The sequence below is a fragment of the Bradyrhizobium sp. McL0615 genome, from assembly GCF_049993905.1.
In the GTDB taxonomy this organism is placed as follows: domain Bacteria; phylum Pseudomonadota; class Alphaproteobacteria; order Rhizobiales; family Xanthobacteraceae; genus Bradyrhizobium.
This window is the reverse complement of record NZ_CP188254.1, coordinates 6,505,024-6,531,421: the sequence shown is the minus strand read 5'-3', so window position 1 is coordinate 6,531,421 and position 26,398 is coordinate 6,505,024. Positions and strand designations below refer to the sequence as shown.

31 protein-coding genes are annotated in these 26,398 nt (G+C 63.5%); 15 read left to right on the top strand and 16 right to left on the bottom strand.

Annotated elements, in window-relative coordinates:
• Positions 1-27 precede the first annotated feature (27 nt).
• Positions 28-393 (top strand): hypothetical protein, encoded by a 366-nt coding sequence (locus ACPPVP_RS31665; RefSeq protein WP_426527519.1) that lies wholly within the window; start codon positions 28-30, stop codon positions 391-393.
• A gap of 250 nt (positions 394-643) precedes the next feature.
• A complete protein-coding gene (flaF, locus tag ACPPVP_RS31660; protein WP_426527518.1) occupies positions 644-1,009 on the top strand; it encodes a flagellar biosynthesis regulator FlaF in 366 nt (121 codons plus the stop codon).
• A gap of 11 nt (positions 1,010-1,020) precedes the next feature.
• On the opposite strand, the gene ACPPVP_RS31655 is transcribed toward flaF, so the two are convergent.
• The 4 genes from ACPPVP_RS31655 to ACPPVP_RS31640 all read right to left on the bottom strand — a co-directional run bounded on the left by ACPPVP_RS31655 (position 1,021) and on the right by ACPPVP_RS31640 (position 3,523).
• A complete protein-coding gene (locus ACPPVP_RS31655) occupies positions 1,021-1,386 on the bottom strand; it encodes a hypothetical protein (RefSeq protein ID WP_426527517.1) in 366 nt (121 codons plus the stop codon).
• A gap of 164 nt (positions 1,387-1,550) precedes the next feature.
• A complete protein-coding gene (locus tag ACPPVP_RS31650) occupies positions 1,551-2,054 on the bottom strand; it encodes a hypothetical protein (RefSeq protein WP_426527516.1) in 504 nt (167 codons plus the stop codon).
• Positions 2,055-2,072: 18 nt separating this feature from the next.
• Positions 2,073-2,399, bottom strand: a complete 327-nt coding sequence (gene flgJ, locus ACPPVP_RS31645; RefSeq protein WP_426527515.1) for a flagellar assembly peptidoglycan hydrolase FlgJ — start codon at positions 2,397-2,399, stop codon at positions 2,073-2,075.
• Entirely contained in the window at positions 2,399-3,523 is a 1,125-nt protein-coding gene (locus ACPPVP_RS31640; protein ID WP_426527514.1) for a flagellar basal body P-ring protein FlgI, read from the bottom strand. The genes flgJ and ACPPVP_RS31640 overlap by 1 nt, the downstream gene beginning before the upstream one ends.
• A 265-nt stretch (positions 3,524-3,788) precedes the next feature.
• Between ACPPVP_RS31640 and ACPPVP_RS31635 the strand changes: the two genes are divergently transcribed.
• Entirely contained in the window at positions 3,789-4,202 is a 414-nt protein-coding gene (locus ACPPVP_RS31635) for a flagellar assembly protein FliX (protein ID WP_426527513.1), read from the top strand.
• 124 nt (positions 4,203-4,326) lie between these two features.
• On the opposite strand, the gene ACPPVP_RS31630 is transcribed toward ACPPVP_RS31635, so the two are convergent.
• Positions 4,327-4,716: a winged helix-turn-helix transcriptional regulator gene (locus ACPPVP_RS31630; RefSeq protein WP_426527512.1), complete on the bottom strand. Its 390-nt coding sequence runs from the start codon at positions 4,714-4,716 to the stop codon at positions 4,327-4,329.
• Positions 4,717-4,830: 114 nt separating this feature from the next.
• On the opposite strand from ACPPVP_RS31630, the gene ACPPVP_RS31625 reads away from it, so the two are divergent.
• Positions 4,831-5,442, top strand: a complete 612-nt coding sequence (locus ACPPVP_RS31625; protein ID WP_426527511.1) for an NAD(P)-dependent oxidoreductase — start codon at positions 4,831-4,833, stop codon at positions 5,440-5,442.
• A gap of 201 nt (positions 5,443-5,643) precedes the next feature.
• On the top strand, positions 5,644-6,009 hold the full coding sequence (dksA, locus tag ACPPVP_RS31620) for an RNA polymerase-binding protein DksA (protein WP_092509290.1): 366 nt from the start codon (positions 5,644-5,646) through the stop codon (positions 6,007-6,009).
• Positions 6,010-6,054: 45 nt separating this feature from the next.
• Here the strand turns inward: dksA and ACPPVP_RS31615 are convergent, their stop codons facing one another.
• Entirely contained in the window at positions 6,055-6,444 is a 390-nt protein-coding gene (locus ACPPVP_RS31615; RefSeq protein WP_426527510.1) for a winged helix-turn-helix transcriptional regulator, read from the bottom strand.
• Between the two features lie 95 nt (positions 6,445-6,539).
• Between ACPPVP_RS31615 and ACPPVP_RS31610 the strand changes: the two genes are divergently transcribed.
• The 3 genes from ACPPVP_RS31610 (at position 6,540) to ACPPVP_RS31600 (ending at position 9,379) form a co-directional block, all read left to right on the top strand.
• Positions 6,540-7,571: an SDR family oxidoreductase gene (locus ACPPVP_RS31610; protein WP_426527509.1), complete on the top strand. Its 1,032-nt coding sequence runs from the start codon at positions 6,540-6,542 to the stop codon at positions 7,569-7,571.
• A gap of 86 nt (positions 7,572-7,657) precedes the next feature.
• Complete coding sequence (locus ACPPVP_RS31605; RefSeq protein WP_426527508.1) at positions 7,658-8,443, top strand: 2-keto-4-pentenoate hydratase; 786 nt, start codon at positions 7,658-7,660, stop codon at positions 8,441-8,443.
• A 123-nt stretch (positions 8,444-8,566) separates the two neighbouring features.
• A complete protein-coding gene (locus ACPPVP_RS31600) occupies positions 8,567-9,379 on the top strand; it encodes a hypothetical protein (protein WP_426527507.1) in 813 nt (270 codons plus the stop codon).
• A gap of 4 nt (positions 9,380-9,383) precedes the next feature.
• Here ACPPVP_RS31600 and ACPPVP_RS31595 read toward each other — a convergent pair whose 3' ends face one another.
• A complete protein-coding gene (locus ACPPVP_RS31595) occupies positions 9,384-9,809 on the bottom strand; it encodes a ClpXP protease specificity-enhancing factor SspB (protein ID WP_426527506.1) in 426 nt (141 codons plus the stop codon).
• A gap of 711 nt (positions 9,810-10,520) precedes the next feature.
• On the bottom strand, positions 10,521-10,880 hold the full coding sequence (locus ACPPVP_RS31590; RefSeq protein ID WP_426527505.1) for a PRC-barrel domain-containing protein: 360 nt from the start codon (positions 10,878-10,880) through the stop codon (positions 10,521-10,523).
• A gap of 255 nt (positions 10,881-11,135) precedes the next feature.
• On the opposite strand from ACPPVP_RS31590, the gene ACPPVP_RS31585 reads away from it, so the two are divergent.
• Entirely contained in the window at positions 11,136-11,396 is a 261-nt protein-coding gene (locus tag ACPPVP_RS31585) for a DUF3551 domain-containing protein (RefSeq protein WP_426527504.1), read from the top strand.
• A 23-nt stretch (positions 11,397-11,419) separates the two neighbouring features.
• Here ACPPVP_RS31585 and ACPPVP_RS31580 read toward each other — a convergent pair whose 3' ends face one another.
• Together ACPPVP_RS31580 and ACPPVP_RS31575 are read right to left on the bottom strand one after the other, a co-directional pair.
• Positions 11,420-12,499: an HlyD family secretion protein gene (locus ACPPVP_RS31580; RefSeq protein WP_426527503.1), complete on the bottom strand. Its 1,080-nt coding sequence runs from the start codon at positions 12,497-12,499 to the stop codon at positions 11,420-11,422.
• On the bottom strand, positions 12,496-13,020 hold the full coding sequence (locus ACPPVP_RS31575; protein WP_426527502.1) for a MarR family winged helix-turn-helix transcriptional regulator: 525 nt from the start codon (positions 13,018-13,020) through the stop codon (positions 12,496-12,498). The genes ACPPVP_RS31580 and ACPPVP_RS31575 overlap by 4 nt, the downstream gene beginning before the upstream one ends.
• A gap of 126 nt (positions 13,021-13,146) precedes the next feature.
• On the opposite strand from ACPPVP_RS31575, the gene ACPPVP_RS31570 reads away from it, so the two are divergent.
• On the top strand, positions 13,147-14,670 hold the full coding sequence (locus ACPPVP_RS31570; RefSeq protein WP_426527501.1) for a DHA2 family efflux MFS transporter permease subunit: 1,524 nt from the start codon (positions 13,147-13,149) through the stop codon (positions 14,668-14,670).
• 109 nt (positions 14,671-14,779) lie between these two features.
• Here ACPPVP_RS31570 and flgH read toward each other — a convergent pair whose 3' ends face one another.
• Genes flgH through flgF form a run of 4 tightly spaced genes read right to left on the bottom strand, consistent with a single transcriptional unit; the run spans position 14,780 to position 18,204 of the window.
• Positions 14,780-15,532 (bottom strand): flagellar basal body L-ring protein FlgH, encoded by a 753-nt coding sequence (gene flgH, locus ACPPVP_RS31565; protein ID WP_426527500.1) that lies wholly within the window; start codon positions 15,530-15,532, stop codon positions 14,780-14,782.
• 5 nt (positions 15,533-15,537) lie between these two features.
• Positions 15,538-16,623 (bottom strand): flagellar basal body P-ring formation chaperone FlgA, encoded by a 1,086-nt coding sequence (gene flgA / locus ACPPVP_RS31560; RefSeq protein WP_426527499.1) that lies wholly within the window; start codon positions 16,621-16,623, stop codon positions 15,538-15,540.
• A gap of 9 nt (positions 16,624-16,632) precedes the next feature.
• On the bottom strand, positions 16,633-17,421 hold the full coding sequence (gene flgG, locus ACPPVP_RS31555; RefSeq protein WP_426527498.1) for a flagellar basal-body rod protein FlgG: 789 nt from the start codon (positions 17,419-17,421) through the stop codon (positions 16,633-16,635).
• An 18-nt stretch (positions 17,422-17,439) separates the two neighbouring features.
• Positions 17,440-18,204, bottom strand: coding sequence for a flagellar basal-body rod protein FlgF (flgF, locus tag ACPPVP_RS31550; protein ID WP_426527497.1), 765 nt, complete (start codon positions 18,202-18,204; stop codon positions 17,440-17,442).
• Positions 18,205-18,591: 387 nt separating this feature from the next.
• Here flgF and fliL point away from each other — a divergent pair, with 387 nt between their 5' ends.
• Genes fliL through ACPPVP_RS31530 form a run of 4 tightly spaced genes read left to right on the top strand, consistent with a single transcriptional unit; the run spans position 18,592 to position 21,520 of the window.
• On the top strand, positions 18,592-19,083 hold the full coding sequence (fliL, locus tag ACPPVP_RS31545; RefSeq protein ID WP_426527496.1) for a flagellar basal body-associated protein FliL: 492 nt from the start codon (positions 18,592-18,594) through the stop codon (positions 19,081-19,083).
• Between the two features lie 18 nt (positions 19,084-19,101).
• The gene (gene fliM / locus ACPPVP_RS31540; protein ID WP_426527495.1) at positions 19,102-20,304 is read left to right on the top strand and encodes a flagellar motor switch protein FliM; all 1,203 of its coding nucleotides are present in this window, start codon (positions 19,102-19,104) and stop codon (positions 20,302-20,304) included.
• The gene (locus ACPPVP_RS31535) at positions 20,301-20,747 is read left to right on the top strand and encodes a DUF6468 domain-containing protein (protein ID WP_426527494.1); all 447 of its coding nucleotides are present in this window, start codon (positions 20,301-20,303) and stop codon (positions 20,745-20,747) included. The genes fliM and ACPPVP_RS31535 overlap by 4 nt, the downstream gene beginning before the upstream one ends.
• Entirely contained in the window at positions 20,744-21,520 is a 777-nt protein-coding gene (locus ACPPVP_RS31530) for a MotE family protein (RefSeq protein ID WP_426527493.1), read from the top strand. Before ACPPVP_RS31535 ends, ACPPVP_RS31530 begins: the two co-directional genes overlap by 4 nt.
• A 43-nt stretch (positions 21,521-21,563) precedes the next feature.
• On the opposite strand, the gene ACPPVP_RS31525 is transcribed toward ACPPVP_RS31530, so the two are convergent.
• Both ACPPVP_RS31525 and ACPPVP_RS31520 read right to left on the bottom strand, forming a co-directional pair.
• On the bottom strand, positions 21,564-22,007 hold the full coding sequence (locus ACPPVP_RS31525; protein WP_426527492.1) for a hypothetical protein: 444 nt from the start codon (positions 22,005-22,007) through the stop codon (positions 21,564-21,566).
• A gap of 5 nt (positions 22,008-22,012) precedes the next feature.
• Positions 22,013-22,234: a hypothetical protein gene (locus ACPPVP_RS31520; RefSeq protein WP_426527491.1), complete on the bottom strand. Its 222-nt coding sequence runs from the start codon at positions 22,232-22,234 to the stop codon at positions 22,013-22,015.
• Positions 22,235-22,595: 361 nt separating this feature from the next.
• Here ACPPVP_RS31520 and ACPPVP_RS31515 point away from each other — a divergent pair, with 361 nt between their 5' ends.
• A complete protein-coding gene (locus ACPPVP_RS31515) occupies positions 22,596-26,393 on the top strand; it encodes a tetratricopeptide repeat protein (RefSeq protein WP_426527490.1) in 3,798 nt (1,265 codons plus the stop codon).
• Positions 26,394-26,398: the final 5 nt, after the last annotated feature.

Here is a 26,398-nt window from a genome sequence, read left to right as displayed (position 1 = left end):
GCGGGCATCAAGCAAGAAGGTTGAGCTATGGGTGACATCTTCAGCACTCTCGCGGCAGGCTACACGTCCAAGCCTGCGCCGATTCCGTCCCATACCAAGTATGTCCCTGTCGATGCCACGCAGTGGGAAGGGACCTGGAAGGGGACCTATTCGTCGGGCGAGAAGTTTTCCTTCTCGGTGTCCGACGTGCAGGGATTTCGCGCGAAGGTGCGATATCAGAGCGGCAACGGTCCGATCAGATTCCAGGACATCCTGATCAAGGACAACGCCTTCAAGTTCGGCGACTCCAAATTCCTGCTGTCGAAGGAGGGCCACGGCACGATCAAGACCGTGGTCACCAATGCAGCCACCGGGCAATCGGCCCTGAACTCGGCACCGGTCGATCGGGTCTGATTGTTGTGAACTTTGCGCCGGCGCGATAGCCGGCATCGCGGCCGGCGCGGCACAGGCGAAATCGGGCGGCGGGGGAAACTCCGCCGTTCTTTTTTTGTGCCGTGCAGCAGGCGGACGAAGCCCGGTAATGCCCTGACTCCGTCACATTGCGTAACCGTTGCTAACCATATTTAAAGGCACGAACTGTATGAAAGTTGGGCAGTTTTGAAGTCCCCAGCGGTCCTGCGCACCGCTCCCATCGAGGTCGTGAATGTCCAATGCAGCCCAGGCCTACTCGCGTACGTCACATACGACGGCATCCCCCCGTGAAATCGAGGCGCAGGCGCTGCTGAAGGCTGCGAGACAGCTTCTGGATGTCCAGGCCAACTGGGCGGGCCCCGACAAGAACATGCACAATGCGCTGCTCTTCAATCGCCGGCTGTGGTCGATCTTCATGAGCGCGGTGGAGACCAACGACAATGAGCAGCCGCTGGAAGTCCGTCAGAACATCGCCAATATCGGCGTGTTCGTGATGAAGCAGACCATCGACATGCAATTGAATCCGGATCCGTCGAAACTGAATTCGCTGATCGACATCAATTGCAACCTCGCAGCGGGCCTGGCGGGCAAGCCCTGACGGTTAGCGCGTCAAGCCTTGCGGTCGGTGGCAAGGGCAGGCGCGGGCGCGCTCTTGGTCAGGTCGAGGGTGTGGAAATAGGCGCGACGGCGCAGCACGGCTTCATCGGGGAACTGCTGCACCACCGCGCTGGTCCTGACATCGACGACCTGGTAGACGATCGAGGCGGCTGCGCGATCGAAAACCACCTGACGCGATCTGGAAACATTGACCGCATCGGACTCCGCGCGCGCGCGCGTGCTCACATCCGCCGCCGTGACGCTTTGCGGCGCCGGCAGTTCTGTCGCAACCGCCTTGTGGGCCGCTTCGCTCGCGTGCTGCACAATCGGCGTAGCAACCGGTGCCCCCACCGGCCTGATGCTGAAATCTGTACTCACGGCAGCCTCCTGGCTTGCTTCGAGTCAAATCCCAACCCCTCTCGAATCGCAACTATGCCCCAACACCTCTCAATACAATGTTAGAGAGTGCCCTGAATTTCTCACTCAAATCCGCGCAAGTTTTTACTTAAAATTGTTCCTATTTTTTAGAAGCACCGAAACGATCACAGCGAGCGACTGACCGAGAGCGGCTTGATGTGCCGCGGACCGGGGACGGCGCGCTGGCCGGCGGCGGTGTAGGTGCTCGGAATATTGCGGCGCTGGATCTCGGTGTTGACGCCGCGCACGATGCCTTCGGACACCGCGTGCGCGGTTGCAAGGACCGTGAGATTGATCTGCAGCATGGCACGGAAGGTGTCGTGATGGCGCCGCAGCGTGGTCAGCAGTTCCGGCGAGACCTGGGTGAGATATTTTTGCGCGTTCTTCAGGCTTTCGACTGCGACCATGTAGCGGCCCGACAACTCGCTTTTCTGCTCCTCCAGCTGCATTGCTTCGCGGACCTGGCCGGCGCGGACCAGTTCGGTTTCGCGTTCGATGATGCCGAGCAGGCCGCTCATCACCTCCATCAGAGTTTCCGCCAGCTTGCGCGCTTCCGCCGGCGTGGAGATCGCTCTTGCCGGTGCGGATGCCGGTGAGGGCGCGGGGCTGGCCTGAGAACGCTGGTTCATGTCGGGTTTCCTTTTGGATCAGGCGGCGCGGTTGGCTTGCTGCAGGATCAAGGTGCGGAAGACGTCGTTGGAAATGCCGATCCCGCCGGACTTGGCAAAGGATTTCGAATATTCGTCCGTCAGCATCGAGCGCCAGACGCCGGTGCCGGTGGTATCGCCGAACGGCCCTTCGCCTTTGACGCCGGTGGTCATCTGCGAAAACATCGAGTTGAGGAACATCGCCTCGAATTCCTGGGCCTTGGCGCGGGTCTTTTTCTGCGCCTCAGGTGAAACCTTGGTCAGCGCGTCGGCGAGCAGCGGATCCTTGCGGCCGTTGATCAGCGAGGCCTTGTCTATGCCGATCATCACATCACCTCGATGTCGGCCTGGATCGCGCCGGCGGCCTTGATCGCCTGCAGGATGCCGATCAGGTCGCGCGGGCCGATGCCGAGCCCGTTGAGGCCGTCGACGAGCTGCTGCAGCGAGACGCCGTCTTTCACGACCGCGAATTTCTTGCCGTCTTCGCTGACGCTGATCCCCGTGCGCGGCGTCACCACGGTGCGGCCGCGCGACAGCGGATTGGGCTGGCTGACTTGCGGGCTTTCGGAAATCGTCACGGTGAGGTTGCCTTGTGCCACCGCCACGGTGGCGACGCGGACGTCGCGGCCCATCACGATGATGCCGGAGCGTTCGTCGATGACGATCTTGGCGGCGAGATCCGGCTCGACCTGCAATTGTTCGATCTCGGTCAGGAAGGCAACGACGTTGCCCTTGAACTCGGCCGGGATCGCGAGTTGCACGGTGGAGGGATCGATCGGCTCGGCGGTCTTGACGCCGAGGAAATCATTGACCGCCGCCGCGATGCGTTTGGCCGTGGTGAAGTCGGCGTTGCGCAGCGCCAGTCGGACATTGGGCAGGCGATTGAGCGCGAATTCGATCTCGCGCTCAATGATGGCGCCGTTGGCGATGCGGCCCACCGTCGGCACGCCGCGGGTGATCTTGGCGGCTTCGCCTTCGGCTTGGAAGCCGGAGATCGCCAGCGAGCCCTGGGCGACCGCATAGACGTTGCCGTCGGCGCCGAGCAGGGGGGTGACGAGCAGGGTGCCGCCCTGCAGGTTCTTGGCGTCGCCGAGCGCGGACACCGTGACGTCCATCCGCGTGCCCTGGGTGCCGAAGGCCGGCAGGTTGCCGGTGACCATGACGGCGGCGACGTTGCCGGTGCGGATGGTGGCGCCGCGGATGTTGACGCCCATGCGCTCGAGCATCGCCTGCAGCGACTGCTTGGTGAAGGGGATGTTGTTCAGCGTGTCGCCGGTGCCGTTGAGGCCGACCACGAGGCCGTAGCCGATCAACTGGTTCTGCCGCACGCCTTCGATGTTGGCGAGATCCTTGATCCGCGATGTCGCGCCCGCGGATATGGGCGATAACGCCAGCGCCAGCAGCGCGGCGCAGGCCACCCAAATCAATCTTGCCGAACGGATGCCGGGCATCCTGTGCTCCCCTCAAGGTCTTCCATCGGACCGTTGGCGCCACTCCCATGACGGCGATCCGGCATTAACTATGCGAGGGTCATGCCATGTCGCGTTTCTGAGGCAATGGCTTGATATTGCTGAACGTTCGCCGGAGACATGTTCTGCTGCGGCTTCACCACGATGGGCGAAACTGCCGTACGTCGGCAGATTTTGCCGGGCCATTTACGCATCGTTAACCATAAGGAGGCGAAGGTCCGTCTATTCTCACGCCGAGACCACCACGATGCGCATCTACGGACCAAACGGCACCACGCTTGGATCCCCCGCAAGCCACGCGCGGCGAACCAGTTCGACCGGCTTCTCGCTGCCGGAAGCGCCGCCTTCTCCCGAAGAGCCGCGCTCGGCCGCAGCCCCCAAGGCCGCCGGCAACATCGATGCGCTGCTCGCGCTGCAGGGTGTCGAGGATCCGACCGAGCGCCGCAAGCGTTCGGTGGCGCGGGGCAGGGGCGCGCTCGACGTGCTCGACGAGCTCAAGATCGGGCTGCTCTCCGGCAATCTCGATGCTTCCACCGTGAACCGGCTGCGCGATGCCGCGGCCAATCTGAAGTCTTCCTCCGGCGATCCCGGCCTCGATTCGGTATTGTCCGAGATCGAGCTGCGGGTTGAAGTCGAGCTGGCAAAGGCCGGGCAATTTTAGATTCTGGATGTCGTTGCCCGGCTTGACCGGGCAACCCAGTATTCCAGAGGCGCTCGTGCTCGACTGAGAGGCCGCGGCGTACTGGATGCCCCGCTTGAAGCGGGGCATGACAGTGGTGGTTGATTCACGCCGCGATATCCTTGCGCGCCGCGTCGTAGCGGCGCTGTGCGTTCAACACTTCCTTCAGGTTCTGCTCCGCCCAATCCCTCAACGGGTCGACGGCGTTGGCGAGCGTCGCGCCGAGCGGCGTGATCGAATACTCCACCGTGACCGGCACGGTCGCGATCGCGCGTCTCCGGACCAGTCCGTCGCGTTCGAGCGACTTGAGAACCTGGCTCAGCATCTTCTGCGAGATGCCTTCAATCGTCCGCCGTAACGCATTGAAACGCATCGGCTCGTCGCGCACGAGAAGCAGGATTAACACCGCCCATTTGTCGCCGACGCGATCGAGTATCTGGCGCGTCGGGCAATCGGCCGAATAGGCGTTCGGGATCTTCGAATTGGTGGCTTTCACGGCGGTTACTCCCGCGTAATCAGGTGACCCAAAAGTGCTCTCTTAACACCTACATCCTTTTCGTTATCTAGTCACCAGTGGATACCACGTCCACGCATCGAAAGGGAATCCTCCATGAAAATCGCCGTCATCGGCGCGTCCGGCAATGCCGGCTCGCGTATATCAGCGGAACTCGCCCGCCGCGGCCACAATGTCACCGCCATCGCCCGCCATCCCGAAAAAATCGCCCGGCAAGCCAACGTCACGCCGACCGGGGGCGACATCATGGACCAGGCCGGCCTCGTCCGGCTGGTCACCGGCCATGATGCCGCGATCAGCTCGGTTCATTTTCTGGCCAGCGACCCGGTCAAGCTGATCGGGGCGGCGAAGGAATCGAAGGTCGGCCGCTACCTCGTCGTCGGCGGCGCCGGCAGCCTCGAAGTTGCCCCGGGCGTCCGGCTGGTCACCACCCCGGGCTTTCCCGTGGCATACAAGGCGGAAGCCGAGAAGGGCGCCGCCTTCCTCGACCTGCTCCGGGCCGAGAAGGAACTGAACTGGACCTTCCTGTCGCCCTCGGCCCTGTTTGTGGCCGGCGAGCGAACCGGCAAGTTCCGCCTCGGGACCGACCAGCTTTTGACCGCTGCCGACGGCAAAAGCTCGATTTCCTTCGAGGATTTCGCAGTTGCACTCGCTGACGAGATCGAGCGCCCGGCCCATATCCGCCAGCGCTTCACGGTTGGCTACTAAAAGGTAGGCCGGACCGATAACTTTTGCCTGTGCAAGGCCTTGGGGGAGGTACCCCCAAGGGGAGGGCCTATATTGTCTGTCACAACCCGCCGCTATATAAGGCGCGCGCGGACGGACAATTTTCCGCCCCGCCTTGCACGTGAAGATGGGCTGACCTTGGAAAAGTTGAAGAATTATCGACCCTCCGAAAAAGAGCCTTTCATGAACGACCGCCAGCGCGATTATTTTCGCGCCAAGCTGCTGGCGTGGAAGGATGAGATCCTGAGGGAATCGAAGATTACCCTGCAGACCCTCCAGGAAGAGAACGTCAATCATCCCGATCTGGCTGATCGCGCCTCTTCCGAAACCGATCGCGCCATCGAACTGCGCGCCCGCGACCGCCAGCGCAAGCTGATCTCCAAGATCGACGCCGCGCTGCAACGCATCGAGGACAACACCTACGGCTATTGCGAGGAGACCGGCGAGCCGATCTCGCTGAAGCGGCTGGAGGCCCGTCCGATTGCAACGCTGTCGGTGGAAGCGCAGGAACGCCACGAGAAGCGCGAGAAGGTTTACCGGGACGAGTAGGGTCGCACGGCTGCCCGTCGCGCCGCGCGGACGATGCTGACGTCGCTATCGCGGCGCAAGCCTATATAGTTTCGACCAGTTCAGCAGTTCCCTGAACGCCGGCAGCAGGCCATAGGCGGCGTCGGTCAGTTCATACTCGACCCGCAGCGGCTTTTCGGCAAAAGCCGTCCGCAGCACCAGCCCGTCATTTTCGAGTTCGCGCAGTTGCACCGTCAGCATGTGCTGCGTGATGCCGGCAAGCGACCGGCGCAGCGCGCCGAACCGCGTCGCGCCATTCATCAGCGTGAAAAGAATTTCAAGTTTCCATTTGCCGCTGATGGCGTGAATCGCGCGCTGGAAGTCGGCGAGAATGACGCGATCAGGCGCGCAGCCGTCGCATTCGGATTCATCGACATCCGCGGTGGTATTGTTTTCCATACCGGTCTCGAATTTCATTCTGCTTGCCAATTTCGATCTAGTGACCCAGATGCCGATTTACAGGTCCGGCCGCATGATTTCCGTGCGCCGGCCAACCAGCGAAAGGCAATGGCATGAGCGTCGTTCTGGTCACCGGCGGGTCTGGGTTTGTCGGCGTCCACACCATCCTGCAGCTTCTCGCCGCAGGCCACGAGGTGCGGACGACGGTGCGTCAGCCGGAGCGGAGCCAGGACGTGCTGGCGATGCTGCGCGAGGGTGGCGCGCCGTCGGCCGATCGGCTTTCATTTTTCACCGCCGACCTCACGCAGGACGCCGGCTGGGGCGAGGCCGCGACGGGCTGCGATTACGTGCTGCACGTCGCGTCGCCGCTTTTGTCCGGCGTGCCCAGGGACGAGAACGAACTGATCATTCCCGCGCGTGACGGAACGCTCCGCGTGCTCCGTGCCTCGCGCGAGGCCGGCGTGAAACGTGTCGTCATCACATCTTCGACGGCGGCGGTCGCCTATGGCCACAAGCCGCAGTCGCAACCGTTCGACGAGTCGAACTGGACCAATCTGGATGGCGGCGCCGAGGTGCAGCCCTATGTCAAATCCAAGACGCTCGCCGAACGCGCCGCTTGGGATTTTATCGCCAAAGAAGGCGGCGGCCTCGAGCTTTCGGTCGTCAATCCCGTCGGAATCTTCGGCCCGGTTCTCGGACCTGATTTTTCCGGCTCGGTCGGAATCTTCAAGGCGCTGCTCGACGGCGCCATGCCGGCGGTGCCGAAAATCTATTTCGGCCTGGTCGATGTGCGCGACGTCGCGGACCTGCATCTGCGTGCCATGACCAGTCCCGCGGCAAAAGGCGAGCGGTTCATCGCGGTGGCCGGCGAAACGCTGTCGATTCTCGACATCGCAAAAGTGCTCCGGCGCACGATGGGCGCTTCGGCCGCGCGGGTGCCGCGATGGGAGGCGCCTGATTGGCTGGTCCGGCTTGCGGCCACGCGCGTCCCGTTGCTTCGGGACGCCCTGGCGCAATTGGGCAAGGTCAGGCGTTGCAGCGGCGCCAAGGCAAGGAACGCGCTCGGCTGGACGCCGCGCGGCAACGAGGAGATCATCACCTCCACCGCCGAAAGCCTGATCAAACTCGGCCTTGTCAAATCTTGACCGGAGGGACCCCGCCGCGCTTGTAAAGCGCCCACCATAGTGGTGAATTGCCGCCAGGTTGGGACCAGCTTCGGGAGGTGGCGCCGATGGACAACATTCTCGCGGCTGCACAGACCATCGCTGCCGCCCGCCGCAATCGCACGCCTTTGGCCTCGCTCCCGTCCGACCTCGTGCCCGACACCGAGGCTGAAGGCTATCAGATCCAACGCGCGGTCCACGACCTGCTGCTGCCGCAGACAGGCAGCCTGGTCGGTTACAAGATCGGCTGCACCAGCGCGGTGATGCAGCAATATCTCGACATCCCGCATCCCTGCGGCGGCGGCGTGTTCGCCAAGGGCGTTCACGACAGCGGCGCCAAGCTGCGATTCGGCGACTACATTCGCGTCGGCGTCGAATGCGAGATCGCGGTGCGGCTGGCGCGCAGCCTGTCGCCGGGCGAAGGGCCTTTCACCGCGGAGTGGATGATGGAGGCGATCGAGGCCTACCATCCCGCGATCGAGATCGTCGACGACCGCTACGTCAAATGGGAGTCGATGGGCGCGCCGACGCTTGTTGCCGACGATTTCTTCGCCGCCGGCTGCGTGCTCGGCAAGGCGGTGGCGCGCACCAAGGCGCCGGACCTGCTCACGGTCAAGGGCCGCGCTTTAATCAACGGCAAGGAGGTTGGCCATGGCACCGGCGCCGACGTGCTCGGCCATCCCCACAACGCGCTGGCCTGGCTCGCCAATCATCTCGTCGACGAAGGCAAGGGACTGCATGCGGGGCAGCTCGTGCTGACGGGAAGTCTCGTGAAGACGGTATGGCTCGAGGCCGGCGACAGCGTGAAGATGGAACTGGATGGATTGGGCACGGTGGAAGCGACATTCGGGTAAACCTTGTAGATTTCGTAGGGTGGGCAAAGCGAAGCGTGCCCACCATTCCCGCAACGATTTTGAGAGATGGTGGGCACGGCGCGTAACCGCGCCTTTGCCCACCCTACGGGATGAGTGGGTGCAATGGCAGAAAGCGTTCCGTCGGTTCTCGAATCCAAAGCGCGAGGTGAGATCGCCGATATCTATGCCGACATTCGAAAGGTTCTCGGCACCAGCGTGGTCAACCTGATCTGGCGCAACCTTGCGACCATGCCGGGCGCGCTGGAATGGACGTGGTCCACCGTCCGTCCGCTCTATCTCGGCGACGCCCCGTTGCATGCCGAAGCCGTCAGGCAGACGATCGCGCTGCCGGACTGGCCCGGCTTCTCCACTGACACCTTGGCTGCTGCCGGTGTGGACGATGCCGAACGTGCGCTCATTCGCGATGTGCTCGACAGCTATCAATATACCAACGCATTGGCGCTCGTCGTGCTGTCCGCGCTGCTGGCGCATTACGAACAGCGGCCTGCGGATGCGGTGAAGCCAGCCGGCACCGCGCCAAAGCCGTCGGGTACCAAAATTCCGGAGTTGCCGCCGATGGACGCGTTGGATCCGGAGGTGGCTGCGCTGGTCGAGGAATTGAACGCCTTCGGCGAAGACACCGAGCCGCAATTGATCGCGAGCATGTACCGGCATCTGGCCTATTGGCCTGCATATCTGGCGCTGGTGCGAACCATGCTCGCGCCGTTGCAGCGGGAAGGGCGGTTGACCGCGCTGACGCTTTCGACTCGCGCGCTTGGCTATGCCCATGGCGCGGTTCTCGCGTCGCAACTGAAACCTGCCACGCCGCCGGATACGCTGCAGGGCGCGCTGGCTTCCTGCCGACTGTTCGTCGAACATCCGATTGCGCGTATGACAGGGCTCTGCGCCCTGATTCGGCGCGCGATGCCGCAGTGACGAATCAGCCGTCAGAGCACTTCAGCTCGGATTTATCCCAGAAGGCCTTGATCGCAGCGAACGGCACGGAGAGGCGTTCCCGAGCCCCCATGAGTCGCAGCAAGACTTCGAAGCGGTCCTCCTTGATGTTCAACTGCTCGAAGTCATGCTGCAGAATGATGGTCATATCGTCGGGATATTTCGACTTGAGGCCAAGCGACAGCTTCACGCCGTCGGCATGGGTGCGGAATGTGATATTGACCGGCCGCTGTTCCGAAGCGAGCGGGAGCGCCTCAACGATCTTGGAGCGTGCCGCCGGCCTGCTGCATGGTTCGGCGAACGCCGGCGAGGCCGGGATGAGGATCACAAGGAGGAGAAGCATCGCCGCACAGGAGATCGTCATACCCCGCCCTTGCGGGGTATCCAATACGCCGCGACCTGTCGTGTCCATCACTACTGTCTCTGGAATACCCGATCGCCTGCCTGCGAGCACGAATGGCAACTGGCTGTGTTTCGCGTTACCGCGGCTCGCCTCACCCCGCGTCATGCTAACTGGTTCCCTCAAAAAAGAAAGAGGGCGCAGGGATGACGAGTCTGCTGGGGCACGCGCAGCCCGTGTGCATTGGCAGCAGGCACACGCCGGTTACGCCGGGGAACTGATGGTTAATCGAAAACCAGGCTGGGTAGAAGACGGTTCACCGGCGTAGGGCTGATAGCGGATGCCAGGTCCAACCCTATATTGCTGCCCGCAACTTCGTTAACCAATCGTGTCGGGCGGGCATGTGCTGCCGCCGGAAGCTGGCGCAGCGTTTGCGGACCTTTGCGCGATTGGGGCAGACCTTCCTGCGACAAACTTGCGCACCCGGCGCTGCCGCTTCGCATCGTCCATCACGATCTCAACATACCATGCCGTAACCGGCGCTCTTGGTCAGGCTGCTGGCAATCGCATCGCCGTCACAGGCTGATGACATACGCGCTCATCGCCAGCAAAATGGCGACGCTTATGGCGATAATGATCAGGAAGAATTTTCCCATTGCTCTGCTCCCGCAGACCCCAACGCAAAGCAGCAGGAATAGTTCTCCGCCGAGTGAAGAACGCGCCGGCGTTCGCGAAGGGCCCGCTGTCGAGGCGGGCCCTTCGGAAGTCAAGGTGTGACCGCGATCAGATCGCGACGCCGTAATAGTCGTTGACGGCACGGGTCCTGGTCGGGTCGCCCCAGTTCCAGGCATTGTCGTTGCCATAATGCGGCGCGCCCTTGAGCTGCGCTTCCGTCACGCCGGTGACGTAGCCGCCGAGCGAGGTGTCGTATTTCAGCGATTGCCAGGGCAGCGGATAATGGTCGTCGCCGATGCCGAGAAAGCCGCCGAAGGAGAGCACGGCGTAGGACACCCTGCCGCTCTTCTTGTCGATCATGACGCGCTCGATCGAACCGATCTTGTTATTATCGGCGCCATAGACCGCCGTTCCTTCGACCTTGTCGCTGCCAATCAGGTTGCCGGTTTCGTCTGCTTCCAAAGACATTGTTTTCCTCCTGATGAGTTTGAGGAAGGGAAACGAGAGGTGCGTGGAAACGTTCCAAATGGGGAGGGCTACGGATCGACGCAGCACAGGGTGCTCCGGTCGATTGAAGGCTTTCGCCGATCATCGAAAGCCGACAGCACACATGTCTCGAACAGGAGCCATCATCAACAAACAGTGACGCGCACATTGTGAAATAGGTTACGCGTCGATGCCGGGACGGAGCCTGACAATGCCGTGGCAACATAGGAGGAAAACATGCGTGCAGTATTTTTTGCCTTCGTGACATCGGCAGTTGTGTTCTCGGCCGGACCAAGCCCGGCTTCAGCGAACGATTATCCTTATTGCATTCAGGGTGACGAATACGCTGGCGGAGCCGGCGAGTGCATCTTCACAACCAGAGCCCAGTGCCAGGCGACGGCTTCGGGCCGGATGGCGTATTGCACAGAAAATCGTTATTTCAGCGTCAACGCCTCGTTCATCGACAGGAACCGCCTGCGCCATCATCGTTCACACTAAAATCGCGCGGTCCCGGCCGAAGGTCACTCTGTCTTGATCGTATCCTGCGATGTCGGACGCGCGGCGATGGCGGCGCCGTTGCCGAATATGCCGGCGAGGCTTCGGGTGCGACCGGTGTCGATACTCACATAGGCGGTCATGCCGGCGCGCAAGGGCGGCTCGCCGGGACGTTCGATCAACCGCAGCCGCACCGGCAGGCGCTGCACGACCTTGACCCAGTTTCCGGAAGCATTCTGCGCCGGCAGAATCGCGAACTCGGCGCCGGTTGCCGGACTGATGCTTTCCACCTCGGCATCCCAGGTGACGTCGGGATGCATGTCGAGCACTACCTTTGCCCTTTGCCCGACGATGACGTGGGTGAGATCCGTTTCCTTGAAGTTGGCCTCCAACCAGGGCCTGCGATCGGCGACCATCGCAAACAGCGGCGTCTGCGCCTTGACCTGCTCACCAAGCTGGAGCCTGAAATTGACCACGACGCCGGCCCGCGGCGCCTTGATCTCGGTATAGGCGAGATCGAGCGCTGCACGATCGCGCAACGCCAGCTTCTCGCGGACAGCGGCAAATTCGTCAGTCGGCCGGTCCGGCTTGCCACCGAGCGCCGCTTCGACGCGGGCGATGCGCTGATGCAGCACGGCTACGCGATCCAGACCTTCCTGCTCCTCGCTGTTGGTTTGCTCGAGTTTCACGGCCGATGTCACGCCGCGCCCTGACAGATCGCGCGCCCGCTGGGCTTGCGCCTGCAGGAACGTCAGCTTGTTCTCGGCCTCTTTGGTTTCGGCCCTGATCTCGCGCAGGCTCGCCTTGAGCTGTTCGACGGCCGAGCGTGCTGAATCGGCGTCGGCCTCGGCCTTGGCCAGCGCAAGCTGATAGGGGGCGGGATCGAGACGCACCAGCAATTCATCCGCCTTGACGATCGAGTGGTCCCTGATCCGAACCTCTATGATGCGGCCGGGAATTTCACTGGCGATCTGGGTGATATCAGCCTTGACGTAAGCGTTTTCGGTGGTGACGTGGCGGCCGCCCTGCAGCCAGGCGGCGAGCGCACCGACAATGACGAGCACGGGAACGCCAATCAGCGCCAGTTTTCGTTGGCGCGGCGTCACGACGCGATCCTGCCGTTGCCATTGAGGCGACGCGTCCCGCGCGAAGCGGAATTCCGGCCGGCGCCGAAAGCCGCGCCCTTGGCCGGAGCATCCGCGCCAGAAACCAGCGTCCCCTTGACGCGCTGCAGCAATGCGAAAAGCTGTTTGCTCTCTCGCGCGGAAAGATCGGCGAGCGCGGTTTCGACGGTATCTTCGGCGACCCGCCAGATGCGCTTGTGCACCCGTTCGGCTTCCGGCGTCAGGTACACCCGCTTCACGCGCTTGTCGCCGGGTTCGCTGCGGCGTTCGACCCAGCCGTTGGCGACCAGCCTGTCGATCATGCGGCCGGCGGTCGCCTTTTCGACCTCCATCATCTCGGCGAGTTCGGAATGCGAAGCGCCGGGGCGGCGGTGCAGGCGCGTCAGCACCAGCCACTGCGCGCGGGTGATCCCGAGCCGGCGCACGCGGCGATCGAACTCGGTCCGCAGCAGGCGGGCGACATCGGAGAGCACGACGCCAATGTATTCTTCGGTATTCGGCATGACAGCAATTGTAGCCGCCGGGCAATTGGTAAGCTAGGCAATTATCTAGTAAGCTAGGTTACAATCGGACCGCGTGAGAGCGCAAGGGATGCCGTTGGGAACGCCAAAGGGGCAGGGGACATTGGCGTGAGCACCACCGAAATCGACGCCGACAAAGCGGCCGGGTTCATGCCTCCGGCGCAACGCTATCTGACCATGGCGACCGTCGTGCTGGGGTCCTCGCTCTACGGCACGGCGTTGCTGACGACGTCGACCATCCTGCCGCAGATGCAGGGCGCGCTGTCGGCGACGCAGGACGAGATCGCCTGGGTGATGACCTTCAACATTCTCGCGACCGCCGTGGTGACGCCGATGACCGGATGGCTGGTGTCGCGCTTCGGCACCCGGCGCGTGGTGGTCTACTCGATCGGCCTGTTCACACTGGCGACGCTGCTTTGCGGCATGGCGCAGTCGCTCGAGATGCTGGTGCTATGGCGCATCCTCCAGGGCGGGGCGGGGGCGCCGATCGTGCCGCTGTCGCAATCGATCCTGTTCAACACGTTTCCGCGGCGCCAGCACACGATGGTGATGTCGGTCTTCGGGATGGCGGTCGCAGTCGCACCGGCGTTCGGTCCGGTCATCGGCGGCTATCTCGCCGAGATCTATAGCTGGCGCTGGTCGTTCTACATGCTGGTGCCGATCGGGGTCTGCGCCACCATCGGCATGCGCTGGACGCTGCCGCCGGACAATAACCTTACAAAAGTGCGCTTCGACTGGACCGGCTTCATCGCGCTCGCGACCGCGCTCGCCGCCGTGCAACTGGTGCTGGCGCGCGGCGTGCGGCTGGACTGGTTCGATTCGATGGAGATCATCGTCGAATGCCTGATCGCGGGCCTCGCATTCTACATTTTCATGGTGCACAGCCTGAGCGCGCGCGAGCCGTTCCTGAATCTGAAGCTGCTCGCCGACCGCAACTATGCGATCGGGCTGGCGCTGGTGACGATCTACGGCATGTTGAATTTCACGCCGATGGTGCTGCTGCCGCCGTTGCTGCAGCAGCAGGCCGGCTTTCCCGATGCGCTGGTCGGGCAGGTGATCGGATGCCGGGGTGTCGGAATGCTGGTCGGGTTCATGACCGCCGGCTTCATGAGCCGGATCGATCCGCGCATCAGCATGGCCTTCGGCTTCGGCCTGCAAACCGTGGCCGGGCTGTGGATGCTGACCTTCGATCTCAACGTCACCATGGAAGTGCTTGTTATCAATAGCGTCGTCCAGGGCTTTGCGGTCGGTATCGTCTGGGTGCCGATCACGGCGGTGGCGTTCGGCACGCTGGACGCTAAACATTACGCCGAGGCCTCGGCCGTCTTTCACCTCTTGCGCAATATCGGCTCGAGCTTCTTCATCTCGTTGTCGATTGCCGAGATCGTGCGCACGTCAGGCGCCAATTACAGCCGCATGACCGAGTTGATCACGCCCTACAACCGCGCGCTGACGGTGCCGGGCATGACCGGGGCCTGGAATTTCGACACGGTGCCGGGACTGGCGCGGGTGGCGAAGGAAATCCTGCGCCAGGCGATGATGATCGGCTATCTGAACGCGTTTACGATGTACACGGCAACGTCGGCGCTTGCCGTGGTTTTCGCCCTGATGGCCAGAAGCCGCCGGACCTGATGGGCGATCGCGAAACGACCACGGCCTCCGCCAGGGGAGCTGACGGAGGCCGGGTAGAACATCTCCGTCGCGCCTAGGTTCGCAACGAGATGTGGGAGCTCTGAATTGGCTAGAACGGCAGCAGCACGTCCATTACCTGCTGGCCGTAGCGGGGTTGCTGCACGTCGGTGATCTGGCCGCGGCCGCCATAGGCGATGCGGGCCTGTGCGATCTTCGAGGAATCGATGGTGTTGTCGCTCTGGATGTCCTCGGGACGGACGATGCCGGCGACGATCAGTTCGCGAATTTCGAAGTTGACGCGGATTTCCTGCTTGCCTTCGACAACGAGATTGCCGTTCGGCAAAACCTGCGTGACCACGGCCGCGACGTTGGTCTGCAAGGCTTCCTGGCGGGTGACCGAACCCTTGCCGTCGCTCGACGACGTCGAGTCCGTGGTCAGGATGCGGCCAGGCAGGATCTTGTTTGCCTGGGTGATCGTCTTGGATCCGATGAAATCGGTGATCCCCGAATCTTCCTTGCTCGCGCGGCTGCGCTGGGTCTCGTTGGCGATGTTGGCCTTGTCGGTGATGTTGACGGTCACCGTCAGCAGGTCGCCGATCCGCGCCGCGCGTTGATCCTTAAAGAAGGCGCGAGAGCCGTTCCGCCACAGCGAGTTGGCATTGTAGGAAGCCTGCTCCGGCTTCGGCATCGGCATCTGCACCGGCTTGTAGCCGGGCTGGGTGGTCGGGTTTTCGATCTCGGTCAGCTTCGGCTTTTCGCCGATCTGCGACAGGCGGTCGATCGAGGAACAACCGCTGGCCAGGGCGGCCAGCGACAGCATGGCGCCCGTGAGAATGATGCGGTTGAGACGGATGACTGACATTTACATTACTCGGCTTTTGGAGCGACTGGCGAACTGACGGTAGCGACGGCAACGGGCGCGGGTTGTGTTGCGCCGAGCGAGGAGGTGGCATCGCTGGTCTGCGACGGGCGAGACGCCACCGGCGTGATCGAAACCTGGCCGCGGCCCGTCACGGTGCCGGACAGCGTGCGCTTCGACTGCAGGTTCATGACGTTGACGACGTCACCCTCGGTGCCGCCCTCCAACGCCTTGCCGCGCATGGTGAGGTAGATTCCCGGCGCCTCGTAGATCAGGATGACGTTCTGGTCGCGCTGCACCAGGTCGGGCTTGACGAGATCGGCGGTCTTGATCGCCTGGCCGGCGCGGAGCTGGCGGCGGGCCTGCATGCCCACCGCGCGGTCGCGCGCGGCGGGGTCCGCGCCGACTTCCGCTTTCGGGCGGCGCTCGACCATTACGTCGGATGATTTCAAGACCTCGTTGCGCTCGACATTGCGCCCCAGCACCGCAGCTTCGACGGTCTCGATCGCCGTGCCGGCGAAACGCAGCTTGGCCGCGGCGGCGCCGTTATCATTGCCGATTTCAAAGGTGACGTCGAAACGGCCGTTGCGGTTGTCGTAGCGCACGATCGTTGCCTGCATGGCGCCGGTGAAGCCGGCGTCCAGCCTGACGTCGCCGGGGTCGCGGTCGAAGGTCAGCGACAGATTGGCGGCGTCGCCGAGGCCGTTGCGGCGCTCCAGCGCGCGGGCGATCTGCAGTTCGATGTCCTTGCCTTCCAGCGAGCGGGCCAGACGCGTCACCGAAATTTCCTTGAGGCCGCTTGTATCGACGCCGATCACTTGATGGGCGCGCAGGGTGTTGAGCACCTGCGCCACCGGCAGCGAGCCCGTGGTGCCCAGATCCGGCGCACGGTAGATAGCGATTTGTCCGGCGCTGCCGGCATTGTCGATGACATCGCCGATCCGTACCAGATCGCCGGACACCTGCACATTGGCGCGCAGCACGGGCGCGGCAATCACGTTTCGGCTCGCGAAGGTTTCCTGGGTCTGCGCAATCGCGGCCGCGTGCGATACGGTGATCAGGGCGGTGGCGAGGAGGAGGGTGCGGGCGATCATGACCAGTCCTCAGCGGAACATGTTGGAGGTGGATTGCAGCATCTGGTCGGCCGCGCTGACGATCTTGGCGTTCATCTCATAGGCACGCTGGGCGGCGATCAGGTCGGAGATTTCGGTCACCACCTCGACGTTGGCCTGTTCGAGATTGCTCTGCTGCATGTCGCCAAAACCGTCGGTGTTGGCGACGCCGTCCTGCGGCGTGCCCGAAGCCGGCGTGTCCGTGAACAGATTGTCGCCGATCGGATTGAGGCCGGCCTTGTTGATGAAGCGCGTCAGGCCGATCTGGCCGACCTGGGTCGGCGTGGTCGAGCCGGGCACCATCACGGTGACCTGGCCCTGCGCGTTGATGGCGATCTGCGAGGAGTTTTGCGGGATCGTGATCGTCGGCTGCACCGGATTGCCCTGCGCGGTGACGACGCGGCCCTGTGCGTCCATCATGAACGAGCCGTCGCGGGTGTAGGCATAGGTGCCGTCGGGGACCTGGATCTTGAAGAAGCCTTCGCCGCGGATCGCGACGTCGAGGTCGTTGCCGGTCGGCGACAGCGTGCCCTGGCTCATCAGGCGCGGCGTGCCGACGGTCTTGACGCCGCCGCCGATGTCGACACCGACCGGCAGGATGGTGCCCTGGTCGGAAGCCTGCGCGCCGACGCGGCGCACATGGTCGTAGATCAAATCCTGAAACGCCGCCCGCTGCTTCTTGTAGCCGGTGGTGCGCATGTTGGCGATGTTGTTGGAGATCACCTGAACGTTGAGTTCCTGTGCCGCCATGCCGGTCGCTGCTGTATAAAGGGCGCGCATCGATCTATTCCTTAAGCGTTATGCCGGAACGTCGGCGAGTTTATCGACTGCGGTTCGATGCAGGTCGTGCTGCTGCTGCAGCATCGCCGAGATCTGTGTGTAGGTGCGCGTGATCTCGATCATGCGGCTCATTTCGTGGACGGAATTGACGTTCGACTTCTCGATAAAGCCTGCGCGGACGCGTGAGGTGGTGTCGGGCTGGGCGGCGATGCCCTGGCCGGCGGAGTAGAGGTTGCCGCCTTCCTTCACCAACTTCTGCGCGTCGGCAAAGGAGGCCAGCCGCAGCTTGCCGCGGACCGAGTCGGTGCGGCCGGTGCCTTCGAGCACCGTGATGTTGCCGTCGGCTGCGATGTTGATCGCCTTGTCGGTCGGCTGGAACACGATCGGGCCGGAGTTGCCCAGCACCGTATCGCCGCTCGCGGTCACGAGCTGGCCCTGGTTGTTGACCTGCAGGCCGCCGTCCCGGGTGTAGCGCTCGCCCGCGGCCGTCTGGACCACCAGGAAGCCACCGCCGTCGATCGCCACGTCGAGCGGGTTCTTGGTCTGCTCGGAGGGGCCGGGTGCGAAGTCGTGGAAGGTGGCGCGGTCGTGCACAAAGGAGACGCGGCGGTCGGACGGCACGAAATTGTCTTCATGCGCCGGCGAGCGCAGATATTCCTCGAACAGCGACCGGTCGGCCTTGAAGCCGGTCGTGTTGATGTTGGCAACGTTGTTGGCAACGACGTCCAACTGCCGTTCCAGCGTCATCTGCCGCGAAAGTCCGACGAGAAGCATATTCTCCATCGGTGGTTCTCCCCTTGATCGATCCGAAAACTGGCTCTCCCAAGCCCGTGGTCCGGATCCCGTCGTAAACCTTTGGGCTCTCCCAAGCCGGCAGGTCACGCCAGCTACTCAGCGAAAGCCGTGCCAGTTGCGGAAATGCTGAATTTCAAAGGGGTTAGGTGTTTTGCGGGGCGTCGAGCGGGCGGCAGAAAGGTCTTGTTGACCATGTTTGCCCGGCAGATTTTTCCTACTTGAACGCCAACGGAAAGGTTCCGTTAACCATTATTACCCTAGCGTTGCACTTGTAGAGAGCGCGTGTGCGCTGGCGGCTTTTGTTTCGCGTTGTGGGGGCATCCTTACCCAGGCTGGTGGCAACCGCGTTCGTTCCAGATGGAAGCGGGCGGGGCAATGGCTGAGAACGAGCAGGCGGAAGGCGCGGACGGCGCAGAAGCCGAATCGTCGAAAAAGGGCAAGCTCAAGCTGATCATTGCGGTCGCTGGCTTCGTCGCAATCCTCGGCGCCGGCGCCGGCGCGTTCTTCCTGTTGCGCGGCCATGGCGAAGAGAAGCACGCCGAAGCGCCGCCGCCAAAGCCGCCGTCCTTTGTCGAAGTCCCCGATATGATGGTCAACCTGGTCGGGGCGCCCGGCGAGCGGGTGCAATATCTCCGCGTCAAGGTCGTGCTCGAGATCAAGGATGCCAAGGAGAGCGAGGCGATCAAACCGAACCTGCCGCGCGTCACCGACCTGTTCCAGACCTATCTGCGTGAACTGCGTCCCTCCGACATCAATGGTTCGGCCGGGCTGTTTCGCCTCAAGGAAGAACTGACCAAGCGGGTCAACAACGCGGTGGCGCCACAGCAGGTGAGCGCCGTGCTGTTCAAAGAGATTGTCGTGCAGTGACGGGACGGATCTAGCATCATGGCCGGCAACCAGGACCAGATGGACCAGGACGCGATTGCCGCCCAATGGGAGGCTTCGCTCGATTCCGAGGATCCGTCGGCGGCAGCGGAAGAAGCTGCCGCCAACGAACTCTCCGAGAGCATGGCGCTGCAATGGGCGGCCATGGTCGAGGACGGCGGCCGCGAGTTCGGCAACAAGAACTCCGGCGAACGCGTTCTGTCGCAGGAAGAAATCGACAATCTGCTCGGCTTCGCCGTCGGCGACGTCAATCTCGACGATAATTCCGGCATTCGCGCCATCATCGATTCCGCGATGGTGTCCTACGAACGCCTGCCGATGCTCGAAATCGTGTTCGACCGCCTGGTGCGGCTGATGACCACCAGCCTGCGCAACTTCACCTCTGATAACGTCGAAGTCTCGCTCGATCGCATCACCTCGGTCCGCTTCGGCGACTACATGAATTCAATTCCGCTGCCGGCCGTGCTCAGCGTGTTCAAGGCCGAGGAGTGGGAAAATTTCGGCCTTGCGACGGTCGATTCCAGCCTGATCTATTCGATCATCGACGTGCTGCTCGGCGGCCGCCGGGGCCAGACCTCGCTGCGCATCGAGGGCCGGCCCTACACCACGATCGAAACCAACCTGGTCAAGCGGCTGGTCGAGGTGGTGCTGGCCGACGCCGAACAGGCGTTCCGGCCGCTGTCGCCGGTGACGTTCTCGATCGACCGGCTGGAAACCAATCCGCGCTTCGCCGCGATCTCCAGGCCCGCCAACGCCGCGATCCTGGTGCGCCTGCGCATCGACATGGAAGACCGCGGCGGCAACATCGAACTGCTGCTGCCTTACGCCACCATCGAGCCGATCCGCCCGGTTCTGCTCCAGATGTTCATGGGCGAAAAATTCGGCCGTGATCCGATCTGGGAAGGCCATTTCGCGACCGAGGTGGCGCAGGCCCAGATTTCGGTCGATGCGGTGCTGTACGAAGCCGACATTCCGCTCAAGCAGCTGATGATGCTGAAGGTGGGCGACACCCTGCCGCTGGAAATGCGTCCCGAAGCGCTGGTGCAGGTCCGCTGCGGCAACGTTCTTTTGACCGAAGGTCGCATGGGCCGGGTCGGCGACCGCGTCGCCATTCGCGTCACCAAGCAGCTTCGTAAACCCAATACCACCTTCGCGATGTTCGAGAAGGCCGACGAACAAACCAAGTTGATGGAGGCACAATGAGTCATTCCCTTGGCGTCGTAATCGAGAGTCTGGTGGCGGTGCTGCTGATGCTCACGATCGGCTATTGCATGGTGCTCAACAAGCGGCTGAAGCGGCTGAAGGCGGACGAGCATTCGCTGAAGGCCACGATCGCCGAACTGATCACCGCGACCGAAATCGCGGAGCGGGCGATCGGCGGCCTCAAGCACACCGTGCGCGACGTCAACGAGAATCTCGGCAGCCAGTTGACGGCGGCGACGCAGATGGCGGGGCATCTGAAGAGCATGCTCGCCGAAGGCGACGGCGTCATTCGCCGGCTGTCCAAGATCGCGATCGCGGCGCGGCCCTCGCAGGAGGCCGAACCCGCAGCACCGGCAGCACCCAAGGTCTCCACCGCCAAGGCGGTTGCCGCGGCGGCTGAAGCATTCTCCGAACGCAGAAGGGCCAGTGGCCTCGCCGCATGAAGTCGTTTCGTGACATCCGCGTCATTCCGGTCGTGCTGGTCGCGATCTTCGGCCTCGCCGTGCTTAAGATCGCCGGCCTCGTGATCGATGGCGGATACGTGTTCGACTATCAGGTTAGCCAGCCGGCCAAGCGTTCATGGGCGCAGGATAATTTCGGCTATCCGACCACCGCCAACGCCGATCCGGCCGACATCACCGGTTCGGTCAAGAAGGAAGAGAAAAAGGAAGAGCCGAAGCCGGCCGTCCCCGCCGCTGACGCGCCGAAGCCAGACGGCGTCGTGGTGTTTCCCGACCAGAACCCGCAATCGGTGTCGCCCTCGGAGCGCGCCATCCTGGAACGGCTGCAGGCGCGGCGCCTGGAACTGGAGCAGCGCGCGCGTGAAATCGAAATTCGAGAAAGCCTTTTGAAGTCCGCCGAAAAGCGCATCGAGGGCCGCGTCGAGGAGGCAAAAGCCACCGAGGCCAAGATCTCGACCGCGACAGGCCAAAAGGCGGAGCAGGATGCCGCGCGCTTCAAGAGCATCGTCACGATGTATGAGGGCATGAAGCCGAAAGACGCCGCCAAGGTGTTCGACCGGCTGGAAATGTCCGTGCTCTACGACATCGCCTCGCAGATCGCGCCGCGCAAGATGTCGGATATTCTGGGCCTGATGCAGCCGGAAGCGGCCGAGCGGCTGACGGTCGAATTGGCCCGCCGCGCCGGCACCGATAAATCGACGTCTACCGCAGAGCTGCCGAAGATCGAAGGCAAGATCCTGCAGCAAAAGCCCTGATTGACGTGACGAAGGAACGCCCCCGGTAAAGGGGGCGCACCGCTCAGAATCTCCGCGGCCCGTTCGAAACGAACGAGCGATGAGCTACGGTGAGCGCACCGCGTTCGTTGGTTTCCAGGGCGATCTTCTGCGCCAACATGACATCGCCTGCGACGAGGTCGCCATCCGGAACGAAGCACCATTTGCAGACATGGTGGCCCGTGGTGCTGAGTTCCTCGATGTTCGTCTGGGTGCCATGGTGTATCCGATAGCGCGTCCCGGTATCGCTGCCGACGACGTCGAAATATCGGAATCGCTCGTAACACGCGCGCTGCTTCGGCGAGAGCCACTCCTTCAACAGGGTCAGCGCTCGCGCCTCGGTCTCAAAGCGGAACGTTCTGGCGCAGGAACCAGATCGCGCCACGACCAGTGAAAGCGCCGAAAGCAGCAGCGTGCCAAACAGAGCCATGGCGAACGAGCATATCGCCAGGACGATCTGCTGGGTCACCGCCGTCAGCCGCCAACGAGACGCGGATAAAACAGCGTTTCCTCCGCCGTCGGATCGAAGGAGCGGATAACCCGTTGCTCGCCGGGCCCCGATCGGACCGCCGCCGTAAAGCCTGCGCCGGTCAATTCCTTGAACCGCCGCTCGGCCTTTTCGACCTCCACGCGATCCTGGATGTCGAATGTATGGCGGGTGTCACCGGTACGATCCATCACGATCTGGGTTGCCATTTCACGCACTCCGAATTGGCTGCCTGAGGCAGGTTGGCAGGCCCGGGAGGTTGATCGATTGCCGGCCCGCATCCCGGGTCCATGCTTCTCCTAAAACAGGACGGCTGGGGTTGGTTCCACTGGTTTTGCGATATTGATTCCCGATCATGCGGGTCGGCCCTGGTGCGGCCGCCAGCCGCTGGGTTTTTGTGGGCCGAGGGTCACATTCCGGTCCCCGGGCGCGGCAACGGGCGTCCGTCGGCCCCTCCAGCGAAATCAATGAGTTGGCGTTAACAAAACCTTAAGCCGGCCAATCCAAGATTCAAATCCGCAGGCGAGCACGCTTCGCCGCAGAATTCATTGAGGCCGCGAGATTTCCTGGATGGGGCAAAGGGCTGCCGCTGGAACTGGGTCGCAGGGCTGCGCTTTGGCGCGGGCGGCCCGGCTATGCCTCGGCCGGCTGTCTGCCGGTGTCCTGCTGCTCGCCGGCCTCGCCGTTTCGCAGCCCTGTCGCGCCGACGATCCGGTCCGGGGCGAAGCATCCTTCACGTCCAGCGGCGGCTTCGCCCGGCTGGTGCTGAAACTGGCCGAGGACGTCGAATCCGACGTTTCGACGGCGGGTTCGATCATCATCATCCACTTCAAGCGCCCGGTGGATATTCCCGTCGACAAATTGTCGGACGCCGTTCCCGATTATGTCGGCTCGGCGCGGCGCGATCCCGACGGCACGGCGATCCGGCTGTCGCTGTCGCGACGGGCGACCGTCAACACCATGACGGCGGGGGAGCGGATCTTCGTCGACTTCCTGCCCGATAGCTGGACCGGTCCGCCGCCTGCGCTTCCCGCGGCGGTCGTGCGCGAGTTGGCGGAGCGGGCGCGGGCCGCCGAACGGGCGCTGCGCGCGCAGATGGCGGTCAATGCCGCGAAGAAGCGGCCGCCGGTGCGGGTCCGCGCTTCGGTGCAGCCGACCTTTGTCCGCTTCGTGTTCGAGATGCCCGACGGCGTCAACGTGTCCTCGGTGCTGAACGACCAGAAGCTGACGCTGCAGTTCAACAGCGTACTCAATTTCGACCTGGCGGATGCCAAGGTGGCGGCGCCGCCGAACATCGCCTCGATCAGCCAGCGCGCCGACATTGACTCCTCCGCCGTCGACATCGCGCTGATCGGTGAGGTCGACGTTCATTCTTTCCGTGAGGAAAAGAACTATGTGATCGACGTCGCCTTCCAGCAGGCGGAAAAGCCCGCTGTGCCGGAGCCGCAGGCCGCGGCCAAGCCGGCTGCACCGGCCAAGCCCGGGTCTGCCTCGCGGATTTCGCGCGACAACACCCCAAAGGAATCGCCGCCCCAGCAACCGGCGGAGATTCCCCCTGTTACCTCGGAGATGATTGCCGAGCAGGCCAGGATCGAGATCAAGCCAGCCCAACTTGCCGAAGCGCCGGCCGTGGCCGAGGCCGCAACGCCTGCCGTCGAAAAAATGCCTGCCGTCGAAAAAGTGACGCCGGCCAAGGACGCGGCTCCCGTGGCCGAGAGGGTGGCAACCGCACCGGAAACAACATCGCCGCCGGCGGAAGCCGCGAAGGCGAAGCAGCCTGCCGAACAGGTCCAGGCTGTGGAGCCGCCGAAGGCCGCGGCCCCCATGCAGGCTCCACCTCCCGCGGAGCCGGCGAAGCAGCCAGCGCCGGTGGCATCCGCTCCGCCGCCGGAAAGCGCCGCCAAGGACAAGGGCGCCACCGTCGAGGCAAGGCGTGACAGCGACGGCCTTCGCGTGACGTTCTCTTTTGCCGCGCCGACCCCGGCTGCGTTGTTCCGCCGCGCCGATACGGTGTGGCTGGTGTTCGACCATGCCAAACCGATCGATATCGAGCCGATCCGCGCCAAGGGCGGCGTCGTCATCGGCGACGTCAGCTTGCTGCCGCTCGAAAAGGGCCAGGCCATTCGCCTCCGTCTCAACCGCCCGCAGATCCCTTCGTTCGAAAGCGAAGGCCGCGCCAACGGTGCCGAGTGGACGCTGACCTTCGCCGACCGTGGCCAGGCAGTGCCGCTGCCGTTGATGGTGCTGCGGAACATCACCGATCCCGCGCTCGCCAATGTTACCGTGCCGTTGGCCAATCCGGGCGCGATGCACCGGCTGGTCGATCCCGACGCCGGCGATACGCTGCTGGTCGTCACCGCGCCGCCGCCGACCCGCGGCCTCATCAAGCGGCAGGATTTCGTCGAACTGTCGCTGCTGGAATCCGTGCACGGCGTGGTGGTGCATCCGAACTCCGACGACATCAAAGCCGAAGTCGGCGCCGACAAGGTGATGCTTGGACGGCCCGGCGGATTGACGCTGTCGTCCGCCGACGTCGCGGCCGAACGCGCCACCGCGGCTGCGAGACCGCTGTTCGACGTCAACGAATGGCGCAAGAACCGGGAAGAGAAGTTTTTCCCCAGGATGGATGCGTTGATCAAGGCCGCGGCTGTCGCGGGACCTGAACAAAAAGCGCAGGCCCGGCTCGAGCTTGCCAATTTCTACATGTCGCGCGGGATGTATCAGGAGGCGAGGGGGGTGACCAACCTCATCATCTCCGACACCAATCAGGGCAACGAGGATGCCGCCGTGCTGATGGTGAATGCGGTCGCCAGCATTCTGATCGGTCATCCCGAGCGGGCGCTCAAGGTTCTCACAAGTCCTGCGATCGGCAACGGCCACGATTCCCAATTGTGGAAAGGGCTGGCGTTCGCCCGTCAGGAGAAATGGGCGGATGCGCGCGAAAAGTTCAAGAACGCCGAATTCTCGATCGCCGCGCTGCCGCTGGAGCTGCAGCGCATCGTCACCACGGATGCGATGCGGGCCTCGCTGGAAGTGAAGGATTATGCCGGGGCCTCGCGGCGGCGCAGCGAACTCGAGGTGATCGGCATTCCCAACGAGATGAAGCCCGAGATCGCGGTGCTGCGCGGGCGGCTCGCCGAGGCGCTGGGGCACGACAAGGACGCGCTCGACGCCTACCGCTACGCCGGGCAATCCGGCGACCGGCAGGCATCGGCCGAGGCGAGGCTGCTGGAGGCCCTGCTGCGCAGCAGGCGCGGCGAAATGGGGCAGGCCGATCTCACGCGCGAACTGGAGACATTGGCGGTCACCTGGCGCGGCGACGCCATCGAACTGAAGACACTGAACAAGCTGACCCAGGTCTACGCCGAAACCGACCGCTACGCCGACGCGCTCGCCGCGGCCAAGACCGCGACGAGAATGCAGCCAAATTCCGAACTGTCGCGACAGAGCCAGGACGCCGCGGCCGCGTTGTTTTCGGAGATCTATCTCGGCTCGAAGGGCGACGACATGAAGCCGGTCGACGCCCTCGCGATGTTCTACGAGTTTCGCGAATTGACCCCGATCGGCCGGCGCGGCGACGAGATGATCCGGCGCCTCGCGGATCGGCTCGCCGCAATCGACCTGCTCGACCAGGCCGCCGAACTGCTGCAGTATCAGGTCGACAAGCGGCTGGAGGGAGCCGCCCGCGCGCAGGTGGCGGCACGCCTTGCCATGGTCTACCTGACCAACCGCAAGCCGGACCGGGCAATCGCGGCGCTGCGCCTGACCCGAATCTCCGATCTCTCCGGCGAACTGCGGCAGCAGCGTTTGCTCCTCGAGGGACGCGCCCAGAGCGACATCGGTCGCCACGATCTCGCGCTCGATATCATCTCCAACCTCACCGGCCGCGAGGCGGTCCGGCTGCGCTCCGACATCTATTGGGCGTCGCGGCAGTGGCGGGAGGCTTCCGAACAGATCGAACTGTACTACGCCGACCGCTGGCGGGATTTCAAACCCTTGAACGCGGCCGAGAAGAGCGACGTGATCCGCGCGGTAGTTGGCTATGCGCTGGCCGGGGACGCGATCGGCCTGGGACGATTCCGCGAGAAATACGCACCGCTGATGACCGGCGAGGCCGACCGGTTGGCGTTCGACACCGCGAGCAAGCCGGCCGCCTCCAACAGCGCCGAATTCGCCCTGATCGCCAAGATGGCCGCCAGCGTCGACACGCTCGACGGCTTCATCCGCGAAATGAAGCTCCGCTTCCCGGATGCCACCGCCCGCGCGCCGCTGTCGCCCGAAACGTCCGGCGCCGAGCCGGTCCATACCGGCGCCTTGCCCGCGATAACAGCCATCAGGCACATCGATCTGAAGAAGCCGGTGAAGTAGCGGAT